Source organism: Pseudomonas sp. C9, assembly GCF_002000165.1.
Classification (GTDB): Bacteria; Pseudomonadota; Gammaproteobacteria; order Pseudomonadales; family Pseudomonadaceae; genus Aquipseudomonas.
Genome location: NZ_MPAK01000001.1, coordinates 3,882,376 through 3,904,399, shown reverse-complemented (window position 1 = coordinate 3,904,399; position 22,024 = coordinate 3,882,376). Strand labels below are relative to the sequence as shown.

Annotated in this window: 21 protein-coding genes and 1 pseudogene; 9 read left to right on the top strand and 13 right to left on the bottom strand. The window is 60.3% G+C overall.

Annotated features, from left to right (window positions below):
* Window positions 1–10: 10 nt before the first annotated feature.
* The 5 genes from BMS17_RS18185 to BMS17_RS18165 all read right to left on the bottom strand — a co-directional run bounded on the left by BMS17_RS18185 (window position 11) and on the right by BMS17_RS18165 (window position 6,313).
* Entirely contained in the window at window positions 11–859 is an 849-nt protein-coding gene (locus tag BMS17_RS18185) for an ABC transporter permease (RefSeq protein WP_077431365.1), read from the bottom strand.
* Complete coding sequence (locus BMS17_RS18180; RefSeq protein WP_046033250.1) at window positions 856–1,764, bottom strand: ABC transporter permease; 909 nt, start codon at window positions 1,762–1,764, stop codon at window positions 856–858. Before BMS17_RS18180 ends, BMS17_RS18185 begins: the two co-directional genes overlap by 4 nt.
* Before the next feature lie 143 nt (window positions 1,765–1,907).
* Window positions 1,908–3,011 (bottom strand): extracellular solute-binding protein, encoded by a 1,104-nt coding sequence (locus BMS17_RS18175; protein WP_046033249.1) that lies wholly within the window; start codon window positions 3,009–3,011, stop codon window positions 1,908–1,910.
* Window positions 3,012–3,230: 219 nt separating this feature from the next.
* Window positions 3,231–4,679 carry an aldehyde dehydrogenase family protein gene (locus BMS17_RS18170; protein ID WP_077431364.1) on the bottom strand — a complete coding sequence of 483 codons (1,449 nt, stop codon included), beginning with the start codon at window positions 4,677–4,679 and terminating at the stop codon, window positions 3,231–3,233.
* The gene (locus BMS17_RS18165; protein WP_077431363.1) at window positions 4,676–6,313 is read right to left on the bottom strand and encodes a 5-guanidino-2-oxopentanoate decarboxylase; all 1,638 of its coding nucleotides are present in this window, start codon (window positions 6,311–6,313) and stop codon (window positions 4,676–4,678) included. Before BMS17_RS18165 ends, BMS17_RS18170 begins: the two co-directional genes overlap by 4 nt.
* A 160-nt stretch (window positions 6,314–6,473) precedes the next feature.
* Here BMS17_RS18165 and BMS17_RS18160 point away from each other — a divergent pair, with 160 nt between their 5' ends.
* Entirely contained in the window at window positions 6,474–7,355 is an 882-nt protein-coding gene (locus BMS17_RS18160; RefSeq protein ID WP_077431362.1) for a LysR substrate-binding domain-containing protein, read from the top strand.
* A 155-nt stretch (window positions 7,356–7,510) separates the two neighbouring features.
* Here the strand turns inward: BMS17_RS18160 and BMS17_RS18155 are convergent, their stop codons facing one another.
* Window positions 7,511–8,125, bottom strand: a complete 615-nt coding sequence (locus BMS17_RS18155; protein ID WP_077431361.1) for an NAD(P)-dependent oxidoreductase — start codon at window positions 8,123–8,125, stop codon at window positions 7,511–7,513.
* Window positions 8,126–8,249: 124 nt separating this feature from the next.
* On the bottom strand, window positions 8,250–9,137 hold the full coding sequence (locus tag BMS17_RS18150; protein WP_077431360.1) for an MBL fold metallo-hydrolase: 888 nt from the start codon (window positions 9,135–9,137) through the stop codon (window positions 8,250–8,252).
* A gap of 209 nt (window positions 9,138–9,346) precedes the next feature.
* Here BMS17_RS18150 and BMS17_RS18145 point away from each other — a divergent pair, with 209 nt between their 5' ends.
* Both BMS17_RS18145 and BMS17_RS30380 read left to right on the top strand, forming a co-directional pair.
* Window positions 9,347–10,252, top strand: a complete 906-nt coding sequence (locus BMS17_RS18145; protein ID WP_218191590.1) for a LysR family transcriptional regulator — start codon at window positions 9,347–9,349, stop codon at window positions 10,250–10,252.
* Window positions 10,253–10,468: 216 nt separating this feature from the next.
* Window positions 10,469–10,645, top strand: a complete 177-nt coding sequence (locus BMS17_RS30380) for a hypothetical protein (protein ID WP_175648977.1) — start codon at window positions 10,469–10,471, stop codon at window positions 10,643–10,645.
* A gap of 9 nt (window positions 10,646–10,654) precedes the next feature.
* Here the strand turns inward: BMS17_RS30380 and BMS17_RS18140 are convergent, their stop codons facing one another.
* The gene (locus BMS17_RS18140; RefSeq protein WP_046033242.1) at window positions 10,655–11,551 is read right to left on the bottom strand and encodes a helix-turn-helix domain-containing protein; all 897 of its coding nucleotides are present in this window, start codon (window positions 11,549–11,551) and stop codon (window positions 10,655–10,657) included.
* A 176-nt stretch (window positions 11,552–11,727) separates the two neighbouring features.
* Between BMS17_RS18140 and pobA the strand changes: the two genes are divergently transcribed.
* Together pobA and BMS17_RS18130 are read left to right on the top strand one after the other, a co-directional pair.
* Window positions 11,728–12,921 carry a 4-hydroxybenzoate 3-monooxygenase gene (pobA, locus tag BMS17_RS18135; protein WP_077431359.1) on the top strand — a complete coding sequence of 398 codons (1,194 nt, stop codon included), beginning with the start codon at window positions 11,728–11,730 and terminating at the stop codon, window positions 12,919–12,921.
* A 344-nt stretch (window positions 12,922–13,265) separates the two neighbouring features.
* Entirely contained in the window at window positions 13,266–14,783 is a 1,518-nt protein-coding gene (locus tag BMS17_RS18130; protein WP_046033240.1) for an MDR family MFS transporter, read from the top strand.
* Window positions 14,784–14,904: 121 nt separating this feature from the next.
* Here the strand turns inward: BMS17_RS18130 and BMS17_RS18125 are convergent.
* The 4 genes and pseudogenes from BMS17_RS18125 to BMS17_RS18110 all read right to left on the bottom strand — a co-directional run bounded on the left by BMS17_RS18125 (window position 14,905) and on the right by BMS17_RS18110 (window position 18,921).
* Window positions 14,905–15,752: pseudogene (locus BMS17_RS18125) on the bottom strand (cache domain-containing protein).
* Window positions 15,753–15,982: 230 nt separating this feature from the next.
* Window positions 15,983–16,861 (bottom strand): ATPase, encoded by an 879-nt coding sequence (locus BMS17_RS18120; RefSeq protein WP_077431358.1) that lies wholly within the window; start codon window positions 16,859–16,861, stop codon window positions 15,983–15,985.
* 119 nt (window positions 16,862–16,980) lie between these two features.
* Window positions 16,981–17,973, bottom strand: coding sequence for an NAD(P)-dependent oxidoreductase (locus BMS17_RS18115; protein WP_077431357.1), 993 nt, complete (start codon window positions 17,971–17,973; stop codon window positions 16,981–16,983).
* 54 nt (window positions 17,974–18,027) lie between these two features.
* Complete coding sequence (locus BMS17_RS18110) at window positions 18,028–18,921, bottom strand: LysR family transcriptional regulator ArgP (protein WP_077431356.1); 894 nt, start codon at window positions 18,919–18,921, stop codon at window positions 18,028–18,030.
* A 96-nt stretch (window positions 18,922–19,017) separates the two neighbouring features.
* Here BMS17_RS18110 and BMS17_RS18105 point away from each other — a divergent pair, with 96 nt between their 5' ends.
* From BMS17_RS18105 to BMS17_RS18095, 3 genes are all read left to right on the top strand, one after another.
* The gene (locus tag BMS17_RS18105) at window positions 19,018–19,419 is read left to right on the top strand and encodes an ACT domain-containing protein (protein WP_046033235.1); all 402 of its coding nucleotides are present in this window, start codon (window positions 19,018–19,020) and stop codon (window positions 19,417–19,419) included.
* Between the two features lie 6 nt (window positions 19,420–19,425).
* On the top strand, window positions 19,426–20,028 hold the full coding sequence (locus BMS17_RS18100; RefSeq protein ID WP_046033234.1) for a LysE/ArgO family amino acid transporter: 603 nt from the start codon (window positions 19,426–19,428) through the stop codon (window positions 20,026–20,028).
* A 176-nt stretch (window positions 20,029–20,204) separates the two neighbouring features.
* Window positions 20,205–20,801 carry a superoxide dismutase gene (locus BMS17_RS18095; RefSeq protein ID WP_077431355.1) on the top strand — a complete coding sequence of 199 codons (597 nt, stop codon included), beginning with the start codon at window positions 20,205–20,207 and terminating at the stop codon, window positions 20,799–20,801.
* Window positions 20,802–20,859: 58 nt separating this feature from the next.
* Here BMS17_RS18095 and BMS17_RS18090 read toward each other — a convergent pair whose 3' ends face one another.
* The gene (locus BMS17_RS18090) at window positions 20,860–21,234 is read right to left on the bottom strand and encodes a DUF6124 family protein (protein WP_077431354.1); all 375 of its coding nucleotides are present in this window, start codon (window positions 21,232–21,234) and stop codon (window positions 20,860–20,862) included.
* Window positions 21,235–21,882: 648 nt separating this feature from the next.
* Here BMS17_RS18090 and BMS17_RS18085 point away from each other — a divergent pair.
* A partial coding sequence (locus tag BMS17_RS18085; RefSeq protein WP_139348144.1) for a transposase occupies window positions 21,883–22,024 on the top strand: 142 nt, incomplete at its 3' end.

Genomic DNA, 22,024 nt, shown 5'->3' with positions numbered 1-22,024 from the left:
CCTCAAGAAATCAGAACGAAACGCCACCTTCACCGACCAGTTTTTCGAGCGCCCAGATCAGGACAAAGTCGATCAACACGATCAGCACGGCAAACGAGAAAACGGTAGGGTCGAGCGAAGACACGGTGCGGCTGTACATCCAGATCGGCACGGTCATGACGTCGATGGTGTAGAGGAAATAGGTCACGGTAAATTCGTTGAACGAGACGATGAACGCCAGCAGCATCCCCGCCAGAATCCCCGATTTCATCAGCGGTACCACCACATCGACAATCGCCCGGGTCGGCGAGGCACCGAGCATTTGCGCGGCCTCCTCGACTTCGGTGCCGATGGACAGCATCGCCGCGGTGCAGTTTTTCACCACGAAGGGCAGCGCCAGGATCACGTGGGCAATCACCAGCCGCGAGGTGGTCATCTGGAACGGCAGGCTGTCGAACACCAGCAGCAATGCCAGGCCCAATACCACCATCGGGAACACCAACGGCAGCGACATCAGTTGCAACGCCACGGCTTTGCCACGGAACTCGCAACGGGTCAGCGCGTAAGACGCCGGCACCGCGATGATCGTGGCGAAAACCATGGTCAGGCACGCGACCATCAGGCTGGTGGTCATCGCCTTGCCCAGGCTCAGCACGTCGTTGCCGTCCGGCGAGACGAAGGTGTGCCAGGCCGCTTTGTACCATTGCAGGCTGTAGCTGCTCGGCGGAAAGTCGAGGTTCGACGAACCGCTGAACGACATCACGATCATGGTCAGGATCGGCAACACCGCCAGCAGCAGGATGAAGCCCGAGAGGATGCCGGCGAACTTGCCGGTTTCGCCCGGCAGCAGCCCATAACGTTTCTTGGTCAGGGTACTCATTGCGAAGCCTCCAGCATGCGCCGACGGCGGCCAGTGATGTATTCGGACAAAGTCATGATCGCGAGCGTGGTGACAATCAGCACCACACCGGCAGCGGAGGCCGCGGGCCAGTTCATCAGCGGGGCGATCTGGTCATGGACCATCACCGCCAGCATCGGCACGCGTCGACCACCGAGCAGCAGGGGCACCACGAAGCTGCTGGCGTTGTAGGCAAACACCAACGTCGCGCCGGTGATGATCCCCGGCATGCTCATCGGCAACACCACCTGGCGGAACACCTGCAAGCGACTCGCGCCCAGTGTCGCGGCGGCTTCTTCGTAAGTACGGGCGACGCCGCGCATGGCGCTGGCAATCGGCAGCACGGCCAGCGGGAACGCGGTTTGCACCAGGCCCATCAGCACGCCGTTCTGGTTGTAAAGCAGCATGATCGGACGCTTGATCAAGCCCAGGCCCATCAGTGCCTGGTTGAGCATGCCGCCAGGGCCGAGAATCACCAGCCAGCCGTAGCTTTGCAGCAGCAGGTTGACCAGCAACGGCAACAGCACCGCGGCGAGGAAGATCCGGCGCACGAACGGTGAGGTCAGGCGCGACATGGTGTAGGCCACCGGGATCGCCAACACGACGGCAATAACTGCGCTGATCAGCGCCAGGCGCAGGGTCAGCAGCAACGATTTGAGGTAATACGGTTCCAGCAATTGAGCGTAACTGGCCAGGCTGAACCCGGTCCACTCCGCGCCTTTGGTGCCCACGCTCATGCGCAGGACCAGCAGGCTGGCGGCAATCAGCACACCCATGAACAGCATCGACGGCGACAGGAAAAGCCAGGCGCGCGTCGTCGGCGAAACACCCCGGTTGGCGCGCACGGGGGCGACACTCACCGGATGAGTCAGAGGTTGGTGTTCCATAGCAAAGGTCTCGTCAATGGAAGATCTTGGCGAGTGCTGCGCACTCGATCGCGGGCAAGCCATGCTCGTACAGGTATGGCGCTGCTCTTGTAGGAGCGAGGCTTGCCCGCGATGAGGTTCGAAGAACCTCCCTGCGATTCAGATCAGGAAGAAAAGATTTCCGTGTAGCGACGAATCCATTGGTCATGCACGGTGGCCAGGAAGGCGTTGTCGTGCATGATCGCCTTCTCGGCAATCTGCTCTGGCGTGAGGATGTACGGGCTCTTGCGCGCTTCGGCGGAGATGATCGCCTTGGCGTTGACCGGGCCGTTGTAGATGTCTTCAGCCATCTTGCCCTGCACTACCGGGTCCAGAGAGTGGTTGATGAAGGCGTACGCCATGTCGGTGTCGCCCGGACGGTTCTTCGGCATGACCGATTGCATCAAGTCGGTGTAGAAACCTTCCTTCATGCCAAAGGTTGCACTCAAGCCGTAGGCCGGATCGCGAATCTGTTTCGGGAAGAACGCCGGCGCGTACAGCCCGCCCATGTCCAGGGAACCGGTGCGGAACAGCTCGGCGATCTGGTTCGGGTTTTCACCCAGGGTCACCACGCGATCTTTCAACTCGGCGAGTTTCTTGAAGCCCGGCTCAATGTTGTGTTCGTCACCACCGGCCAGTTTGGCGGCGATGATGATCAGGTCCATGGCCTCGGTCCAGTTTGGCGGCGGCAGGAAGATGTTCGGCGACTGCTCGGCATCCCACAGGGCGGCGTAGCTGGTCGGCGCTTCTTTCTGGGTGCGGGTGCTGTAGACGAGGCTGTTGCACCACAGGAGGTAACCGATACCGTGGCCATTGGCGCCGGTGCGGTATTTTTCCGGTACGTCGACCAGGTTGGGAATGCGGTTGAGGTCGGGTTTTTCCAGCAGGTTGGCGGCGGCCAGACCTTCGGCACCGACGCCAGCCAGGGTGATGATGTCGTACTGCGGACGATCACCGCCGGCCTTCAGTTTGGCAACCATTTCCGAGGTACTGCCGGTACGGTCAGCGATGACCTTGCAGCCGTACTTGTCTTCGAAAGTTGCAGCGATATTGCGCAGGGCTGCCAGACCGGTGTCATCGGACCAGGTCAGCAAACGCAGGGTCTTGCCGGCAAAACGTGTGTCGCTGGCATTGGCCTTGATGAACGGCATGCTCATGGCGGCCGCTGCCACCGAGGCTACGCCCACGGTTTTGATGAATTGACGTCTGTTCAGATCATGCTCGCCCATGAAGGACTCCCTTTGTTTTTGTAAATTATGAGGTTGGTCGCAACCGTTGTATCCGCGCGGTCAGATCCGCTTCAAACCCCCGTATTCAAAGGGTTAGAGCTGAGCCGACGGGTTCATCCTGAGGTCGTGTAAATCACCTGACTATCGATAAAAACTCATTGAAGCCATGACGCCAGCGCATGCCTCGTTTCGAGGCATGCGCTCACCGTTTTCGTGCCGTCAGACGGCCCGAATCACGTGTTTTATTTCCTGGAAAGCCTGCAAGCCCCACGGCCCCAATTCGCGGCCGATGCTGCTCTGCTTGTAGCCACCCCAGGCGGTCTGCGGGAAGATCACCTGTGGCGCGTTGATCCACACCAGCCCCGCCTGCAAGGCGTTAGCGACGCGGTCAGCCGTTTCGGCATTGCGCGTGACGACGCTGGCGACCAGGCCAAACTGACTGTCGTTGGCCAAGGCAATCGCCTCGGCTTCAGTGGCAAAACTGCGAACGCAGATCACCGGGCCGAAAATCTCTTCACACCACAACGCACTGTCGAGGGGCACTTCAGTGAAAATTGTCGGCTGTAAAAAATATCCGCGCGGCAGGTCTGCCGGACGATTACCGCCGCACATCAGCTTGGCGCCCGCACTCAAGCCCCGGTCGATGTGACCGAGCACACGCTGGTATTGCGCGTGGTTGACCAGCGCACCCATTTCCACCGCCGGGTCGAACGGGTCAGCCACGCGAATGGCTTCGGCGCGAGCCTTCAGGCGCAACAGGAATTCATCGGCGACTTCATCGGCAACCAGCACGCGGCTAGTGGCGGAGCACATTTGCCCGGCGTTGAAGAAACCACCGCCGCACGCCACTTCCACCGCCAGTTCGATGTCAGCATCGGCCAGCACCAGCAGCGACGATTTACCGCCCAGCTCCAGGCTCACGCCTTTCACGGTTTCCGCCGCCCGTTGCATGACCTGCACACCCACCGCGTTGCTGCCGGTGAAGGAGATTTTGGCGATGCGCGGATCCGCCGACAGCGGCGCTCCGACCGCCAGGCCCGTGCCGCAGACCAGGTTGAAGACGCCTGCAGGCAAGCCGGCCTTGGCGATGATGGCCGCCAGTTCCAACTCTGGCAGCGGCGTCACTTCGGACGGTTTGAGCACCACGCAGCAACCGGCAGCCAGGGCCGGGGCGAGTTTCCAGGCGGTGGTGACCATCGGGAAATTCCACGGCACGATCAAACCGACCACACCGGCAGGCTCACGGCGCAGACGTGCGCTGAAATCTTCCGTCGGCAGCTCAACAGCGCTGTCTTGTTTCGCGTCCAGCCCTTCGGCCAGACCGGCGTAATACTCGAAGGTAGCGATCACGTCGTCGACGTCGATGGCCGCTTCAAACTGTGGCTTGCCGTTGTTGCTCGACTGCAAGTGCATCAAGCGCTCACGAGCGGCCTGCACGCCGGCCGCGATGTTGCGCAGAATCGCGCCACGTTCGGCACCGCTGGTTTTCGACCACTCGGCGAAAGCGTTGGTCGCCGCGCTCACGGCCTGATCGACAGCCTGGGCATCACCGCCATTGACGGTGGTCAGCAACGCTTCGGTTGCCGGGTTGATCACGCGCAGATGTTCGTTGCCGGCCGACCATTGGCCATTGATGAACACGCCATCCAAGGTTGTTGGAAAACTCATTTCGACACCGCCTTCATCCACTGGGTCTGATCGATTTCAATCAGGGTCGGGCCCTGACGGTCGGCAGCGACACGCAATGCAACGCGCAGTTGCTCGACACCGTTGACCGCCTCGGCGGCACAGCCCAGCGCCTTGGCCACACCGATGAAGTCCGGGGTGTAGATGTCCACGCCGACCGGCTCGATGGCGCGGTTGACCATGTATTTCTTGATCTCTTCGTAGCCCTGGTTATTCCACAGCAGCACGATCACCGGAGTGCGCGCTTCAACGGCGCTGGCCAGTTCCGGCAGGGTGAATTGCAGGCCACCGTCACCGATCAGACACACCACCGGAGGACGCGAATCGCCGACAACGCTGCCGCCAAGCCAGGCGCCGATAGCGGCCGGCAAGGCGTAACCGAGGGTGCCGTAACCGGTGGACGAGTTGAACCAGCGACGCGGGCGCTCGGGGTTGAACGTCAGGTTGCCGGTGTAGACAGGCTGGGTCGAATCGCCGACGAACACGGCCTCCGGCAACTCGTGCAGAACGGTTTCGAGGAAGCGGGTCTGAGCCAGTGTCGGAGCGTCCCAGGTGCCGGCCAGTTCTTCACGCAAGCGGGCAGCACGCACCTGCCCCCAATCGTTGCGGCGCGCCGCCAGCGATGTGTGCGACAGGACAGTGAGCAAGGCTTGGGCGGCGTTACGCGAGTCGGACACCAGCGCCACGTGCGGCGGGTAGTTGCGCACGGTCTGGTCCGGGTCGATGTCCACGCGCAGCAATTGGCCAGGGATTTCGAAACCACCGGCGAAGGTCACGTCGTAGTCGGTCTCGGCCAGCTCGGTGCCGATGGCCAACACTACGTCGGCCTCGGCCACCAGGGCGCGGGTGGCAACCAGGCTTTGGGTCGAACCGATCAGCAACGGGTGGCTGGATTCCAGCATGCCCTTGGCATTGATGGTCAGGGCGACTGGCGCGTCCAGCAGTTCGGCCAGTTCGGTCAACTCAGCGGCGGCATCGATGGCACCGCCACCGGCGAGGATCAGCGGACGCTTGGCGCCGGCCAGCAACTCGCTCATGCGCGAAACGGCGGTCGGCGATGCACCGGCGCGGTCGATGTTCACCGGTACGCTGCTGAGCAGGTCATCGGCTTCTTCAACCAGTACGTCCAATGGAATTTCGATGTGCACCGGACGCGGACGACCGGCCTGGAACAGGGCAAAGGTACGCGCCAGTACGCCGGGCAATTCAGACGCCGACATCAAGGTGTGGGAGAACGCCGCGACACCGGCGACCAACGCGCCCTGGTTCGGCAGCTCATGCAGCTTGCCGCGACCGCCGCCCAACTGGCTGCGCGATTGCACGCTGGAGATCACCAGCATCGGGATCGAGTCGGCATAAGCCTGACCCATCGCAGTGGTGATGTTGGTCATGCCAGGGCCGGTGATGATGAAGCACACACCCGGTTTGCCGCTGGTGCGTGCATAACCGTCGGCCATGAAGCCGGCGCCTTGTTCGTGACGCGGAGTGACGTGGTTGATGCTCGAACGGGCCAGTCCGCGGTACAGCTCCACGGTGTGAACCCCGGGAATGCCGAACACCTGCTCGACCCCGTAATCTTCGAGTAACTTGACCAATACTTCGCCGCACGTCGCCATGTAATTTGCCCTTCTTGTTCGATTGAGACGCCGGGCCTGCGCGTTGTTTATGATGCGTGGGCAGGTCCAGGGATGGCCTCATTGGAACGGGCGACACATAGCCGCAACAATGGATAAAAAATCATACTAGCCATGTCCTCACGTCATACCTTGGATCCCAATGAAACGACTGCCTCCTCTGCCGGCGCTGCACACTTTCCTGATCACCGCGCAGTGCTGCAATTTCACCCGCGCAGCCGAACAGCTACACATCACCCAAGGCGCAGTGAGCCGACAGATCGCCGGGCTGGAAGATCATCTGGGCTATGAGCTGTTCATTCGCCAGGCACGAGGTCTGGATTTGACGGCCGAGGGACGCGAGTGGCTGCCACGGGTCCAGCAGATTTTCGGCCTGATCGACGAGGCGGTGGAGCAGATCGGCGAGAAGCGCGAGACCTTGCAACTCAAGGCCCCGACGTGCGTCATGCGTTGGTTGTTGCCGCGCCTGTTGCAGTGGCAACGGGAGCGCCCGGATGTGCCGGTGGAATTGACTACCACGATCAAGCACGGTGTGGATTTTCATCGCGAGCAGTTCGACGCGGCGGTGATGTACGGCGCGCCGCCAGACAGCGTATTGGTGTCCCAGCGCCTGTTTGAAGAACAGCTGACGCCGGTCTGCTCCAAACCGCTGCTCGAAGGCCCGGTGCCGTTGCAGACGCCCGAAGATCTTGAGAAACACATGCTGCTGCACCCGACTCGGGATGAACGGGACTGGAAGGCCTGGCTGGCCACCGCCAATGTTCGCTTGAGCAATGTCAGCAAGGGTCAGCACTTTGAAACGCTGGACCTGGCGATGTCGATGGCGTCTCAGGGAACGGGGGTAGCGATTGGGGACTGGTCGTTGATTGGCGATGACTTGAGCGCCGGGCGGCTGGTCATGCCGTTTGAACTGAAGGTGAAGACGGGGCTGGCGTATTACCTGGTGTTCCCGGAAAAACCCGGACCGTCGCCGAAGTTGCGCGAGCTGATGGGGTGGTTGGTGGAGCAAGCGCAGGCACGATGAGCGAAATCCTGTAGCAGCTGGCGAAGCCTGCGTCCGGCTGCGTAGCAGTCGTAAAACCATAGTTCACGGTGTGTCAGAAAAACCGTGGATGCAGGGTTTACGACTGCTACGCAGCCGGACGCAGGCTTCGCCAGCTGCTACAAGGTTTGCGGTGATCAGTACCCGACGGTGAAACGCTGGCGAGTGTGCTTTGGCGCTTCCACTTCATCCATCATCGCAATCGCATAATCGGCAAACGTGATCCAGCTGCGCCCGGCACTGCTCACCAGCAAGTCATCCTTGCCGACACGAAACGTGCCCGTGCGCTCGCCTTCGACAAACTCCGCCGACGGTGACAGGAAGGTCCAGTCCAGGTCCTTTTCCTGAAGCAGGTTCTCCAGGAACACAGCACCGGCACCCGCCTCCGCTTTGTACTCCTCGGGAAAGCCCTTGCTGTCGATCACGCGAGTCCCGTCCGGCAACCGCAATGAGCCGGCACCGCCCACCACCAGCAGGCGTTTCACACCGGCCTTTTTCACTGGGCCGATGACGGCACTGGCGGGCAAGGTCGCGAAGTGCGCGGCGCTGATCACCACATCATGCCCCGCGACCGCCGCTTGCAACGCCTCGGCGTCGAGTGCATCCACGGCTTTGCTCACCACACCAGCACGCGGGCCGAGCTTCGACGTGTCGCGGGCGATGGCCGTAACGCTGTGACCGCGACGCAGGGCCTCTTCCAACAGTTGGCTACCGGCACGACCGGTGGCTCCGATGATTGCGATGTTGCTCATGACGTTCTCCAGTTGGCTCAAGTGAATTAGTGCATGCGGAATGATCGTTCCCACGCTCTGCGTGGGAATGCCTCAACGGACGCTCCGCGTTCAGCTTTGAATGGGACGCGGAGCGTGGGAATACTCATTCACCCCACTTCATCTCGCCCTTCGCGACTTTGGCGCTCAACTCCAGCGAGCTTTCCTCGCCCAGCGTCGGGTAGCGTTTCTTCATCGCGGCGATCAGTGCAGCAGAGTCTTTTGCCTTGGCGGCTTCATCATCGAAGGCCTTGATGTAGTCGGCGGTGAACTGCACGGCCGCCAACGAGCGGGCACTGTCACCGAGGTAATGACCCGGCACGATGGTTTTCGGTTTCAGGGTTTCGATGGAATGCAGCGTAGTCAGCCAATCGGCGTGTGACTGCGGTGTTTGCGTGTCAGCCATCCAGACGTGGATGTTTTCTGCCACGACCACGCCTCCGACAACGGCCTTGATCGACGGAATCCAGACGAAGGTGCGATCCGGTTGCTTGCCCGCCAGCCCCACCACCTGCAACTTCTGCCCTTCGAGCATCAGGCTGTCGCCCTTGAGTACACCCGGCACGATGGTTTTAGAGGGGACGTCGGCGCCCATTTTCGGGCCCCAGAACGCGAGTTTGCCGTCGACGGTGTGCTTGATGTGATCCACGGTCGGTTGCGAGGCGAGCACTTTGGCGTTCGGGAACGCAGCGGTCAGGGTGTCGAGGCCGAAGTAGTAATCCGGGTCGCCGTGGCTGATGTAGATGGTGGTCAGTTGCTTGCCGCTGGCGCGGATTTTCTCGACGACCTGTTCAGCCTGGGATTTGCCGAACTGCGCATCCACCAGAATCGCGTCCTTTTCGCCACTGACCAGCACCGACGTCACCGGGAAAATCGCCTTGTCGCCGGGGTTGTAAACGTCCAGAGTCAGCGTCGATGCCGCGGCTGCATGGGCCGCGAAGCCGAGCGTGGCGGTGGCCAGCAAAATACGTTTAAGCGAGGTGAAGCCGATCATCTGTTGCTCCGTTGTTGATGGCCAAGGTTGGCCGATGGCTCTGTAGGAGCTGACGAGTGAAACGAGGCTGCGATCTTGTAAAGGCAAGATCAAAAGATCGCAGCCTCGTTTCACTCGTCAGCTCCTACAGGGGGACAGAGCTTAGTTGCCTGACTCAGTACAAAAAATGCGATGCTTGAACATAGTTTGTTTCTAAAAATGGGCAAATCATGGATCGTCTACAAGCAATGCGCGTGTTCGTCAGCGTGGTCGACCTCGGCAGCCAGTCGGCGGCGGCCGATCAACTGGACCTGTCACGCCCGGTGGTTTCGCGTTATCTGGCGGAACTGGAAGATTGGGTCGGCGCCCGGTTGATGCACCGCACGACACGCAAGTTGAGCCTGACGGCTGCCGGCACCGAGATGCTGCCCCGCTGCCGGCAGATGCTCGACTTGTCCACCGACATGCAAGCCGCCATCCGCGAGCCCGACGATGCGCCGCGCGGGCTGTTGCGGATCAGCGTCAGCACCTCGTTTGGTCAGGCCCAACTGGCGGACGCCATGGCCGCCTACGTCAAACGTTACCCCGGCGTCAGCATCGATATGCAGATGCTCGACCGCACCGTGAACCTGGTGGATGAACGCATTGATCTGGCGATACGCACCAGCAACGACCTGGACCCGAATCTGATTGCCCGTCGGCTGACGGTCTGCCGCTCAGTGATTTGCGCGTCCCCGGCCTATCTGCGTGAACATCCGAGGCCACAGCGGGTGGAAGATTTGAGTCAGCACAACTGCCTGACCCATTCCTACTTCGGCAAAAGCCTTTGGCATTTCGAGGAGGACGGTGAGCCGGTCTCGGTGCCGGTGCAGGGCAACATCAGCGCCAACGAAGCCAGCACGTTGCTGCGCGCGACAATGGCCGGCGCGGGGGTGGCAATGCTCCCCAGTTATCAGGCCGGCGTGCATATCCACAGCGGTGAGCTGATCCGTCTGCTACCTCATGCGCAACCCCGGCAGATGAACATTTACGCGGTGTACGCCTCACGCAAACACATGCCGGCGGCGCTGCGCAGCCTGCTGGATTTTCTTGTTTTAAGGTTCCCCGAGGAACCGGAGTGGGATGTCGGCCTATAAAAAAACCTGTGGGAGCGAGCTTGCTCGCGATAGCGGTAGTTCAGTCGACATCGTTGTTGAATGATCAATCGCTATCGCGAGCAAGCTCGCTCCCACAGGGGATCATCAAGGCTCTGAATACCGTGTCAGAGCCGATATCGCTTCAGTGGCAACTCACTGGCGCTGACCTATGCTGAAAGTAATACCCAAGCGGTATTCGTTCAGAGGTCAAACGCCATGAACACCAAAACAAGAAGATACCTCGCCATTTTCATTACCTGCGCGGCGACGCTGGCGCTGTATGGCACAGCCGCCTGGCGGGTCGAGCAGTTGCGCCAACTGCCCCGCGAATTTGCGAGCTGCAACTTCGAGCGCTGCATCCCCCACAACGCGACCCTCAACGCCCTGCGCTAACGAAGAGGATCAGGCCTCGTTGTCCTGATCGGCCTTCAAGCGGTCGCGAAACGCCTTGGGAGAAATCCCCACTCGACGCCGGAACAGGCGCGTGAAGTTGGTCGGATCGGAAAACCCCAACACGTCGGACATTTCGTAAATGGTCATGCTGGTGTAGGTCAGCAAACGCTTGGCCTCCAGCAATTGCCGTTCGTGCATGATCTGCAACGCCGGTTGTCCCGCCAGTTCACGGCACGTGCCGTTGAGGTGGGACACGGAAATCCCCAGCCGATGCGCCAGGTCTTCGACCTTGACGTGCTGGCGGTAAGTCTCTTCCACCAGTTGAATAAAACCGTTGAGGTATTCCCGGGCACGCTGCGGACGCTGGCTGGCAGTGCGGCGCGTGATTACCTGCCGGCTGACCCACACCATGATCACGCTGACCAACGAATGCATGAGCATTTCACGCGCCGGTTGGTGACCGGTGTATTCGTCCTGCAGCGCTGAAAAAAGGCTGTTGAGGTAATCGCCGTCCTTGCCCGCCGGGTAGCTTTCGGCCTGGGCCAGCGCATTTACCGAGTTGCCCAGTTGCGCCTGCAGATGGGTCACCAACGGCGCGGCCAGGGTCAATACAAACCCTTCGACGTCCTCGGAAAACCGATAACCGTGCACCGACAATGGCGGCAGGATCAGGATGGCAGGCTCAGTCAGTTGCGTGCGTTTACCTTCGATTTCAAGCTCTGCCTGACCTTTGAAGACGAAGAGTAACTGGCACAAATCGGCGTGGCGGTGGGGTTTGATTTCCCATTGATGTTCGCGGCTGCGTTTGGAAATGGTTTCGCAGTGCAGCAAGTCCGGGGTCGGCCAGTCCAGGCTTTCACCGTAGAGCTTGAACACTGGAATCGAAGGCAGGTCAGGCTTGTTCATCACTTCAATCCAGGCTTCAGGTGACGGGCGATAATCGCACCGATTGGCAGAATGTACAGATATCGGCTCAGTTTTCACCTTCAATTGACAGACTCGCAAGGGAAAAATGCAAGCACTCGATCCATAAAAATAATTCACCGGCTCTGGTCGCGTGGAGCTTGCGAGTCCTGATAACAATGAAAACGCTGAAAACCCAAATCGCCATCATTGGCGCCGGTCCGTCCGGTTTGCTGCTCGGCCAGTTGCTGCACAACGCCGGTATCGACACCCTCATTCTTGAACGCCAAAGCCCGGATTATGTGCTCGGTCGAATCCGTGCCGGTGTCCTCGAACAAGGCATGGTAGAGCTGTTGCGTCAGGCCGGTGTCGGGCAGCGAATGGACGCCGAAGGACTGGTGCACAGCGGTTTCGAACTGGCGCTCGACGGCCGCCAAGTACACATCGACCTGCACGCCCTGACCGGGGGCAAAACCGTGATGGTGTATGGCCAGACCGAAGTCACCCGCGACCTGATGGCCGCTCGTCGGGAGGCCGGTGCGCAGACGATTTACGAGGCCGGCAATGTCGTCCCGCACGGCATGAAAAGCGACGAACCTTTCGTGACCTTCGAGAAGGATGGCCAGACGTATCGCCTCGATTGCGACTACATCGCCGGGTGCGACGGCTTCCATGGCGTGGCTCGCCAATCGATCCCCGACGACGGCCTCAAGGTATTCGAGCGGGTCTATCCGTTCGGCTGGCTCGGCATTCTCGCCGACACGCCGCCGGTGCACGAAGAGTTGGTGTATGCCCGTCACGAACGTGGTTTTGCGTTGTGCAGCATGCGTTCGGCTACCCGTACCCGTTATTACCTCCAGGTGCCGGTCGAGGATCAGGTGCAGGACTGGTCGGACCAGCGCTTCTGGGATGAGCTCAAATCGCGGCTGCCGACCGCCCTCGCCGACGCGTTGGTGACCGGCCCGTCCATCGAAAAAAGCATCGCGCCACTGCGCAGCTTTGTGGTCGAGCCAATGCAATACGGGCGGATGTTCCTGGTCGGCGACGCGGCGCACATTGTCCCGCCCACCGGCGCGAAGGGCCTGAACCTGGCGGCCAGTGACGTCAGCACGCTGTTCAATATTCTGTTGAAGGTTTACCAGGAAGGACGCGTGGATTTGCTGGAGAAATACTCCGAGATCTGCCTGCGTCGGGTGTGGAAAGCCGAGCGGTTTTCCTGGTGGATGACCTCGATGCTGCACCGTTTTGACGATCACGATGAGTTCACCCAACGGATCAGCGCCTCGGAACTGGACTACTTTGTCGGTTCCGAAGCCGGTCGAAAAACCATTGCAGAAAACTACGTCGGGCTTCCATACGAGGCTATCGAATAGCTTGCTATCGCAGGGTGTGTTATCCATTTTTCCCGCGTCGCGCCGGGTGTGCTGTTGCGCAGGGCAAGGCGCGAGGAGCGTGGTTTGGTCATTCCAAATAAGCTCCGAGCAACGCGGCCCTGCGCAACAGCACGCCCGGCCCTTCGGGTTGTCGCCTGAAAGCGGGCCATGCTGCGTTGCAGCCCTCGGCAAGGAAACAACCCTTACCTTCGGGCTGCGCCTTGCCTGGCCCGCTTTCAGGCGGCAACGCGACGCGGGAAAAATGGATAACACACCCTGTACACTGGCGAGCATCCCCGCTCGCCTTGCCCCTTGCGGGTCCATCACTGCCCGCAGGTTTTACCGTGACCAATCTCAACCAGCCTGACACGCCCAAGCCAGCCATTCGCAGCGTGCTGATCGCCCTGATGCTGGCGATCTTTCTCGGCGCGCTGGACCAGACCATCGTCGCCGTCTCGATGCCGGCGATTTCCGCGCAGTTCAAGGACGTCAGCCTGCTGGCCTGGGTGATTTCCGGGTACATGGTGGCGATGACAGTGGCGGTGCCGATCTACGGCAAGCTCGGCGATTTGTATGGTCGGCGCAAGCTGATGCTGTTCGGCATGGGGTTGTTCACCCTCGCTTCGTTGTTTTGCGGCATGGCCCAAAGCATGGAGCAATTGGTGCTGGCGCGGATCATTCAAGGCATCGGCGCGGGCGGGATGATTTCGGTCAGCCAGGCGATCATCGGCGACATTGTGCCGCCTCGGGAACGTGGTCGTTATCAAGGCTATTTCAGCAGCATGTACGCGGTGGCGAGCGTAGCCGGCCCGGTGCTTGGCGGTTACATGACCGAGTACTTGTCCTGGCGCTGGGTGTTTTTGATCAATCTGCCGCTGGGCCTCGGTGCCTGGCTGGTGGCGAATCGCACACTCGTCGGGCTGCCGGTGCCACAGCGCAAACCGATCATCGATTACCTCGGCACGCTGCTGATGATCATCGGTTTGACTGCGTTGCTGCTGGGTATCACTCAGGTGGGTCAGGGTCATTCGTGGCGCAGCGCCGAAGTGCTGGCCTTGTTCGGGTCTGCGGTGTTGGTACTGGCGCTGTTCGTCTGGCATGAGCGTCGGGCGCGTGAGCCCTTGCTGCCGATGCACTTGTTCGCCAACCGCAATGCCATTTTTTGCTGGTGCACGATTTTCTTCACCAGCTTCCAGGCGATCTCGTTGATCGTGCTGATGCCGCTGCGCTTCCAGAGCGTCACCGGCGCCGGGGCCGACAGCGCCGCGCTGCACCTGTTGCCACTGGCCATGGGTTTGCCGATTGGTGCGTACTTTGCCGGACGCCGGACCTCCGTCACCGGGCGCTACAAACCGATGATCCTGACGGGCGCTGCACTCATGCCGATGGCGATCCTGGGTATGGCGTTCAGCCCGCCCCAGGCCTTTTGGCTCAGTAGCCTGTTCATGTTGCTGTGCGGGATCGCCAGTGGCATGCAATTCCCGACGTCATTGGTCGGCACGCAGAATTCGGTGGAGCAGCGTGATATCGGCGTTGCCACCAGCACCACCAATCTCTTCCGCTCACTGGGCGGCGCGGTGGGAGTGGCGTTGATGTCGGCACTGTTGCTGGCGCTGTTGCAGGATTCCAGTTTTGCCCACATTGCCGGTTCATCGCTGATTGCCGAGGGCAGCTCGGGCAATGTCTTGCTCGACGGCCTGAACGCCGCGCCGGGGGATGCGCAAAACGCCTTGCGCGCGGAGTTGTTGCTGACGTTCAGGCATTTGCTGATGGTCAGTGCGGCGGTGTCGCTGCTGGGGCTGGCGGCGGCGATTGCCATGCCGAATATGTTGTTGCGCGGGCGAGAGGATAAGGTTCGGTAGTAGACCGAGTCGCGGCCATCGCGGGCAAGCCCGCTCCCACAATAGACCGTGTTGTTCCAGAGAACGCGGTCAACCGTGGGAGCGGGCTTGCCCGCGATAGCGGTTTATCAGTCACTGAGATTCAAGGGCTGTAATACCCGACCGCCACCAGGAAGTGCCCGACCTTTTTCAGATAGGCATGCTTGTCTTCAACCTTGCCGGTCACCGGGTTTTTCCAGCGGTATGCGTATTCGCCATAATCCTGTTTGGCCATCAACGCCAGGATCGGCTCGCCCACCGGTTTGCCGTCTGGGTCCTTGATCTTGCTGAAGTCGGTATTGATCAGCCGCAGATTGGTGCCGTGAGCCACATAACGCTGGGTGTCCAGGTCGACGACGAATACATACAGGTCATCCTGCAAGTAACCGCCCTTGAGGGAATTGATGGCGGTCAGCGTACCCTTCTCGTCCTTGGCCAGATCAGTCGCGGCTTTGTTCAGCAGCGCCATGGCCTGTTCCGCTGACGCTCGTGGCAGGTAGTAACCGACCGCGAGGATTCGCGCCCCCACGCGCTGATAGAACACATGCTTGAGCTCGACCTTGCCGTCGGCCCAGTTCTGCCAGCGGTATTCAGCCTCCTGGATGCCATTGCCCTCCGGTACTTTCAAGGCGTCCTTGAAGGCTTTCTGCAAGTCTGGCCCGAGCGTCTCGGTCAGTTTCGTCCGATCAACGCCGCAGACGGCCCACCACTGGCGAGCATTACGCCTTTGGTATCGACCACAAACACGTAGCGCTCTTTGTCGACAAACTCGCCCTGACGGCTGAACGCCGCGAGGGCCTTGTCGCCATTGTCGTGGTAATAGGCCAGGGCTTTCTCCAGCAAGGCCCTGGCAGCCTGACTGTCTTCTTTTTCGGTGCCGGCAGCGAAAGCCTGGCCCAGGCACAGAAGCAGCATTGCGCCCATCAAGGTCAATTTGTGCAAAACCCCCATTGTGCATCCCTCGTTCTTGTCGATGTTTCAAGAGCGTAGACGGCAATGGGAGATACCCCCAGACCCGTAGCAGCTGTCGAGCCCCGGCGAGGCTGCGACCGGCTGCGAAGCAGTCGCAAAATCTACCGACTCGGTGCTTCAGGTAGACCGAGTTGATCGGATTGACGACTGCTTCGCAGCCGAACGCAGCCTCGCCGGGGCTCGACAGCTGCTACAAGGCTGCCTGAGGTTTATTGCCGGGCGCGAAGCTGCTGCTGCAGGTTCTGGATTTGGGCCTGAAGGGTGTTGATGTTGCGGGTGACCTGGCCGCGGAACGCGTCGAACTCAGCGGTATTGGTGGAACCTTGCGCAACGGCCGGGCGGTTGTCCTGCAGGCTTTTGAGAACAACCATGTCTTGTTCCAGACGATCAATGGCGGCACTTGGGTTGCCTTGTTTTTTCAGCGCGGCGACGTCGGCGCCAAGGCTTTTCAGTTCGGCCTCAACTTTGCTGGTGTCCGCCGGGGCACTTTTCAGTGCGGTCAATTCGCTGCTCAGCGATTTGAGCTGCGCCTGCAATTGCGTATTGGCCGCCTGTTGTTCGGTGTGCTGGGTGGTGAGTTGCGCCAGACGCTTATCCAGATCGCTGGTTTGCGCGGTCATCTGCGCCAGGCGCTTGTCCAGATCCGAGGCCTGACCGACTACGCCTTGTTGCTGCTTGCCTTGATCCAGCAGCTTGTTTTCCAGGTCTTTGATTTGCAGTTTCAGCGCTTCGCTGTCGCTGGTGACGTTGGTCTGGCTGGCAACGACCTTGCCGGAAATGTCCTGCAAGCGCCCCGCCGCTTCCTCACTGATACGCGCGAAACTTTCCTGGGTGGCCACCAGTTGTTGTTCCATCAGCGAGATCTGCTGAAAGCTCCACCAGGCAAGGCCGGCAAAGGCAAAAAACAACGCGCCGACCAATGCCCACAGCGCGCCGGTGCTGGCGCTCTTGACCTTGACCACCGGTGCCGGCCGCGAATGCACGCTGGTGCGAGCGGTAGGCGCAAAATCATCATCATCGTCGAGGCTGTCGGCTCGCAGGCTCGGTACATCATCAAAATCGTCGTTGGCATCGTTACGCATGGACATTGAGTCAACCTTTGTGAAACGCGGTGATGGCTTTATGCGGCGAGTATAAACCCCACTGCCGCACCGATTGACTCCCTACTCCCAACTCGGTTCAGTGCGGGCAGACGACTAGCGCGACGTCAACGCAGGTCTTGAGCCTTCCACCAACTGCAGAATTCATCGAGGGCGGCCCAGACACTGACTTTCGGATCGTAGTCCAGATAATGCCGGGCGCGGCTGATGTCCAGGGTGAAATTTTTGTTCATGACCTGCATGCCCAGCCGCGACAACGTCGGCTCGGGACGCCCCGGCCACAGTTTGCACACACCTTCGTTGAGTGCCGCGACGGTGTAACCCAAACCGTAGGAACGGTAGCGCGTGACTTGTGGGACTTCCATGTTGCGCATGACGTAATTGACCACATCCCACAACGGAATCGGCGTTCCATTACTGATGTTGTAGGCCTTGCCCAATGCCGAGCCGCTGGCCAGCAAACTGCTGAGCAACGCTTCGTTGAGGTTGTGCACGCTGGTGAAGTCGACCTTGTTGAGGCCGTTGCCGATGATCGCCAAGCGGCCTTTGCGCTGCATTTTCAGCAGGCGTGGGAAGATGCTCATGTCACCTGCGCCGGTGACGAAACGCGGACGCAGGGCCAGGGTTTCGAGGCCAAACTCCTGGGCACCGAAGACCTTTTGCTCGGCCAAAAATTTGGTCGCGGCGTAGGGGTGCTTGAAACGCTTGGGCACCTGTTCTTCGGTCAACCCCAAGTGGTCGCGACCGTCGAAGTAGATCGACGGCGACGACAAGTGCACCAGGCGTCGAACGCGCTGTTTCAGGCAGGCTTCAACCACGTTTTCAGTGACCTGGACGTTGCCTTGATGAAAGTCCTGATAACGTCCCCACAGCCCCACCGCCCCCGCGCAATGGACTACGGCCTCGACATCTGAACACAGGTCGCGCGCCAGTTCCGGGTCGCTCAAATCGCCCTGAATAAACTCGGCGCCACGGCGCACCAGATGTTCGACGCTTTCGGCCCGGCGACCGTTGACCCGCACGTCCAGGCCCTGCTCCAACGCGAAACGCGCAAAGCGTCCGCCGATGAAGCCGCTTGCGCCGGTGACCAGAATTTTCATGTAGTGCTCCGATGTCTTTCGTTTTGCCTGATTCGTGAGTCTTGACGCTGCCCGTCAGTCCAACGGCACCAGCCATTGCTTCGACGAACGCACCAATTGGTCCGTCAGCAACCCCAGAAGCTGACCGCCATTACGCCAATGATGCCAGTACAGCGGCACATCGATGGGCTTATCTGGCAAAAGCTCGACCAATACACCGCGCTCCAGTTGCTCGCGCACCTGTAATTCCGGCACCAGCCCCCAGCCGAGTCCGGCCTCGGTCAAACGAATGAAGCCTTCTGACGAGGGGCATAAATGGTGTTCGAAACCGCCATCAACCCCCACCGAAGCAAGGTAACGATGTTGCAGGAAATCGTCCGGGCCAAAGACCAGCGCCGGGGTTTTCGCCAGTTGATCGGCACGAACGCCTTGCGGGAAATGCCGGGCGATGAACGCCGGGCTGGCCAATGCCCGATAACGCATGGCCCCCAACAGAACGCTGCGAGCCCCGGCCACCGGGCGCTCACTGGCGCAGACACACGCCGCCACGTCACCGGCACGCATGCGTTTGAGGCCGACGGTCTGGTCCTCGACCACCAGATCCAGCAGCAGGTGTTGTTCGGCACAAAAATCGCCCACCGCTTGCGCCCACCACGTGGCCAGGCTGTCGGCATTCAACGCAATTCGCAGACGCTCCGGCAGGCCTTCTTCGTCCAGCGCCGGCACCTGGGATTGCAAGTCACGCTCCAGCAGACGCACTTGTTGCACATGGTTGAGCAAGCGCCGACCGATTTCAGTCGGGGCCGGCGGCGTAACCCGCACCAGCACCGGTTGGCCGACCCGCGCTTCCAGCAACTTGATGCGCTGGGAGATCGCCGATTGCGACAAGCCAAGCACCTGCGCGGCCCGTTCGAACCCGGCCTGCTCGATAACGGCAGCCAGGGCAGAGAGTAATTTATAGTCGAACATCAGTTTTCCTAATGAGCGATCAGCATGATTGGTTTTTCTTATACAGGTTAGCAGCCCAGAATGCCCGACAAGCACTTTTGAACAAGGAATACCGACATGGCGGGTGAAACTTCATTGGCAACCTTGCTGCGCAGCATGAGCCCGCAACTCAACGCCGGCGAATACGTGTTTTGCACCCTGCGCGACGGCACGTTGCCGACTGGCCTTGAGATCGTCGGCAGCTTTCGCGAGCAGGAAGGTCTGACCGTGATTCTGGAACGCTCCCACGCCGAACAGGCCGGTTTCAGCTTCGACTATGTCGCGGCCTGGATCACCTTGAATGTGCACTCGGCGCTGGAAGCAGTTGGCCTGACTGCCGCGTTCGCCACCGCTTTAGGCAAGGCCGGCATCAGCTGCAACGTGATCGCCGGTTACTACCACGACCACCTGTTCGTCGGTCAGGCCGATGCTGAACGTGCCCTGCAAGTACTGCGCGATCTCGCGGCCAACGGGGAGTAATGACGTATGTGGCAAAGTTATGTAAACGGCCTGCTGGTCGCCGCTGGACTGATCATGGCGATCGGCACTCAGAATGCGTTTGTGCTCGCGCAAAGTCTTCGACGCGAACATCACCTGCCGGTGGCGGCGCTGTGCGTGGTCTGCGATGCATTGTTGGTGGCGGCCGGAGTCTTCGGCCTCGCGACGGTCCTGGCGCAAAATCCGACACTGCTGGCGGTCGCCCGCTGGGGGGGCGCGGTGTTTCTGATTTGGTACGGCAGCCAGGCGCTGCGCCGGGCCTGCTCGAAACAAAGCCTGCAACAGAGTGAAAACCAGACTGTTCGCTCACTGCGTGCCGTCATGCTCAGTGCGTTGGCCGTCACCCTGCTCAACCCGCACGTTTATCTGGATACGGTGTTGCTGATCGGCTCTCTCGGGGCGCAACAAACCGAGCCCGGTGCTTATGTGGTGGGCGCGGCGAGTGCGTCGTTGCTGTGGTTTTTCACCCTGGCGTTGGGCGCGGCGTGGCTGGCGCCGTGGCTGGCCCGGCCAAGTACATGGCGGATACTCGACCTGCTGGTCGCGGTAATGATGTTTGCGGTGGCGTTTCAATTAATTGTTGCAGGCTGATTATTCCAAAAGGCTCTGGAACCTCTATTCCACACAGTTGTTGCGTGGTTATGCCGCACCCCCGGTGCTATGATCCGATTCCCTGCGCCGCAAAGAGTACAAACTCCCCGGCGCTTGTCTGGCCGCCCGTGATCGGCCTTGCGCTCACCGCAACTGACCTGATTAGGAGAATCATCATGGCTTTCGAATTGCCGCCGCTGCCTTACGCACACGATGCCCTGCAGCCGCACATTTCCAAGGAAACTCTGGAATACCACCACGACAAGCACCACAACACCTACGTCGTGAACCTGAACAACCTGGTGCCAGGCACCGAGTTCGAAGGCAAGACCCTGGAAGAAATCGTTAAATCTTCGTCGGGCGGTATCTTCAACAACGCCGCTCAGGTCTGGAACCACACCTTCTACTGGAACTGCCTGGCGCCAAACGCCGGCGGTCAACCTACCGGCGCGCTGGCTGAAGCCATCAACGCGGCTTTCGGTTCGTTCGACAAGTTCAAGGAAGAGTTCAGCAAGACGTCCATCGGCACCTTCGGTTCCGGTTGGGGCTGGCTGGTGAAAAAGGCTGACGGTTCCCTGGCCCTGGCCAGCACCATCGGCGCCGGCAACCCGCTGACCAACGGCGACACCCCGCTGCTGACCTGCGACGTCTGGGAACACGCCTACTACATCGACTACCGCAACGTTCGTCCGAAATACGTCGAAGCGTTCTGGAGCCTGGTCAACTGGAAATTCGTGGCTGAGCAGTTCGAAGGCAAAACCTTCACCGCTTAATCTCGACGCCAGTCAAAAAAACCCGGCTTTTGCCGGGTTTTTTTTCGCCAGGAGAATGTCAGGTCGCTTGTGGGTCGACGTTATCCAAGGCCCGGTTCACCGCCAACTCGGCCAGCATGATGATCTGCTGGATCGCCAGCACGGTGTTTCTCTGCGGGCCGATCAGGTTCGCGGCGAAATCACTGGTCATGACGCTGGCGGAGGCCAGTGACTCGCAGGCCTGGGCCAGGAGGCTTTCGGTGCCCATGTTGGGGGCGACCAGAAACATCGTGCTGGGGCGGCGGGTTTTTTCGGTGTATTGGGACGGGGGATCGAGGTAGTAGTCGAGGGCGCGTTTTATGGCTTCGCGGTCTCGCAGGAGTGCTTCGGATTGGGTGTCTTCGGCGGTTGGGGTGGTGGCGTTGAAGGGTGGATCGGGAATTAATTTGTCCATTGAGCATTTCTCCAGCGTTGGAGCCTCCACTCGCCGCTTCTCACACGGCGAAGAGGTGGCAGCTATGTGCGAGGTGAGAAGACCGGTTATGGACACCCGGCCGGACCGAAGTCCGCCCGCACACAGCCGCCATAACGCATTTGCCGGCAGCGAATAAGCTGGCGGCGATTATGCGTGTACAGACACTGGATGACCATAAGTTGCCGGGCTCTCACACCCGGTCGCTGAATTTTCAGCGACAGCCAGAGGTTAGAGAGACTGCTTCCTACCCGGCAACCTGAAAAATGCGTGGGAAAGCACTGCGTTTCTTACACATCTTTCAACACACAAAAATGGAACGCGGAGCGCCCCCGGCGGCATTCCCGCGCTGAGCGTGGGAACGATCAATTGATGCACACCTGTTAGAGATCGGTCGGCTGTCAGGCCGCCATCGCGGGCAAGCCCGGCTCCCACAGGGAATGAGTACGCCGGCAAGAGATCGGTCGGCTGTCAGGCCGCCATCGCGGGCAAGCCCGACTCCCACAGGGAATGTGTACACCGGCAAGAGATCGGTCGGCTGTCAGGCCGCCATCGCGGGCAAGCCTGAACTGGCCTAATAATTTCGGACACCTCTTAAGGGCGATATGATTTCGCCAACTTGGAGGCTCCATGAACGAAAGAAAGGTCTATACGCGCGAGTTCAAGCTTCATGCTGCCAGCATGGTGCTTGATGATAACTGCCCGGTTTCAGATGTTTGTGCATCGCTGGATATCGGGCCCACCGCTTTACGGCGCTGGGTCGATCAGGTTC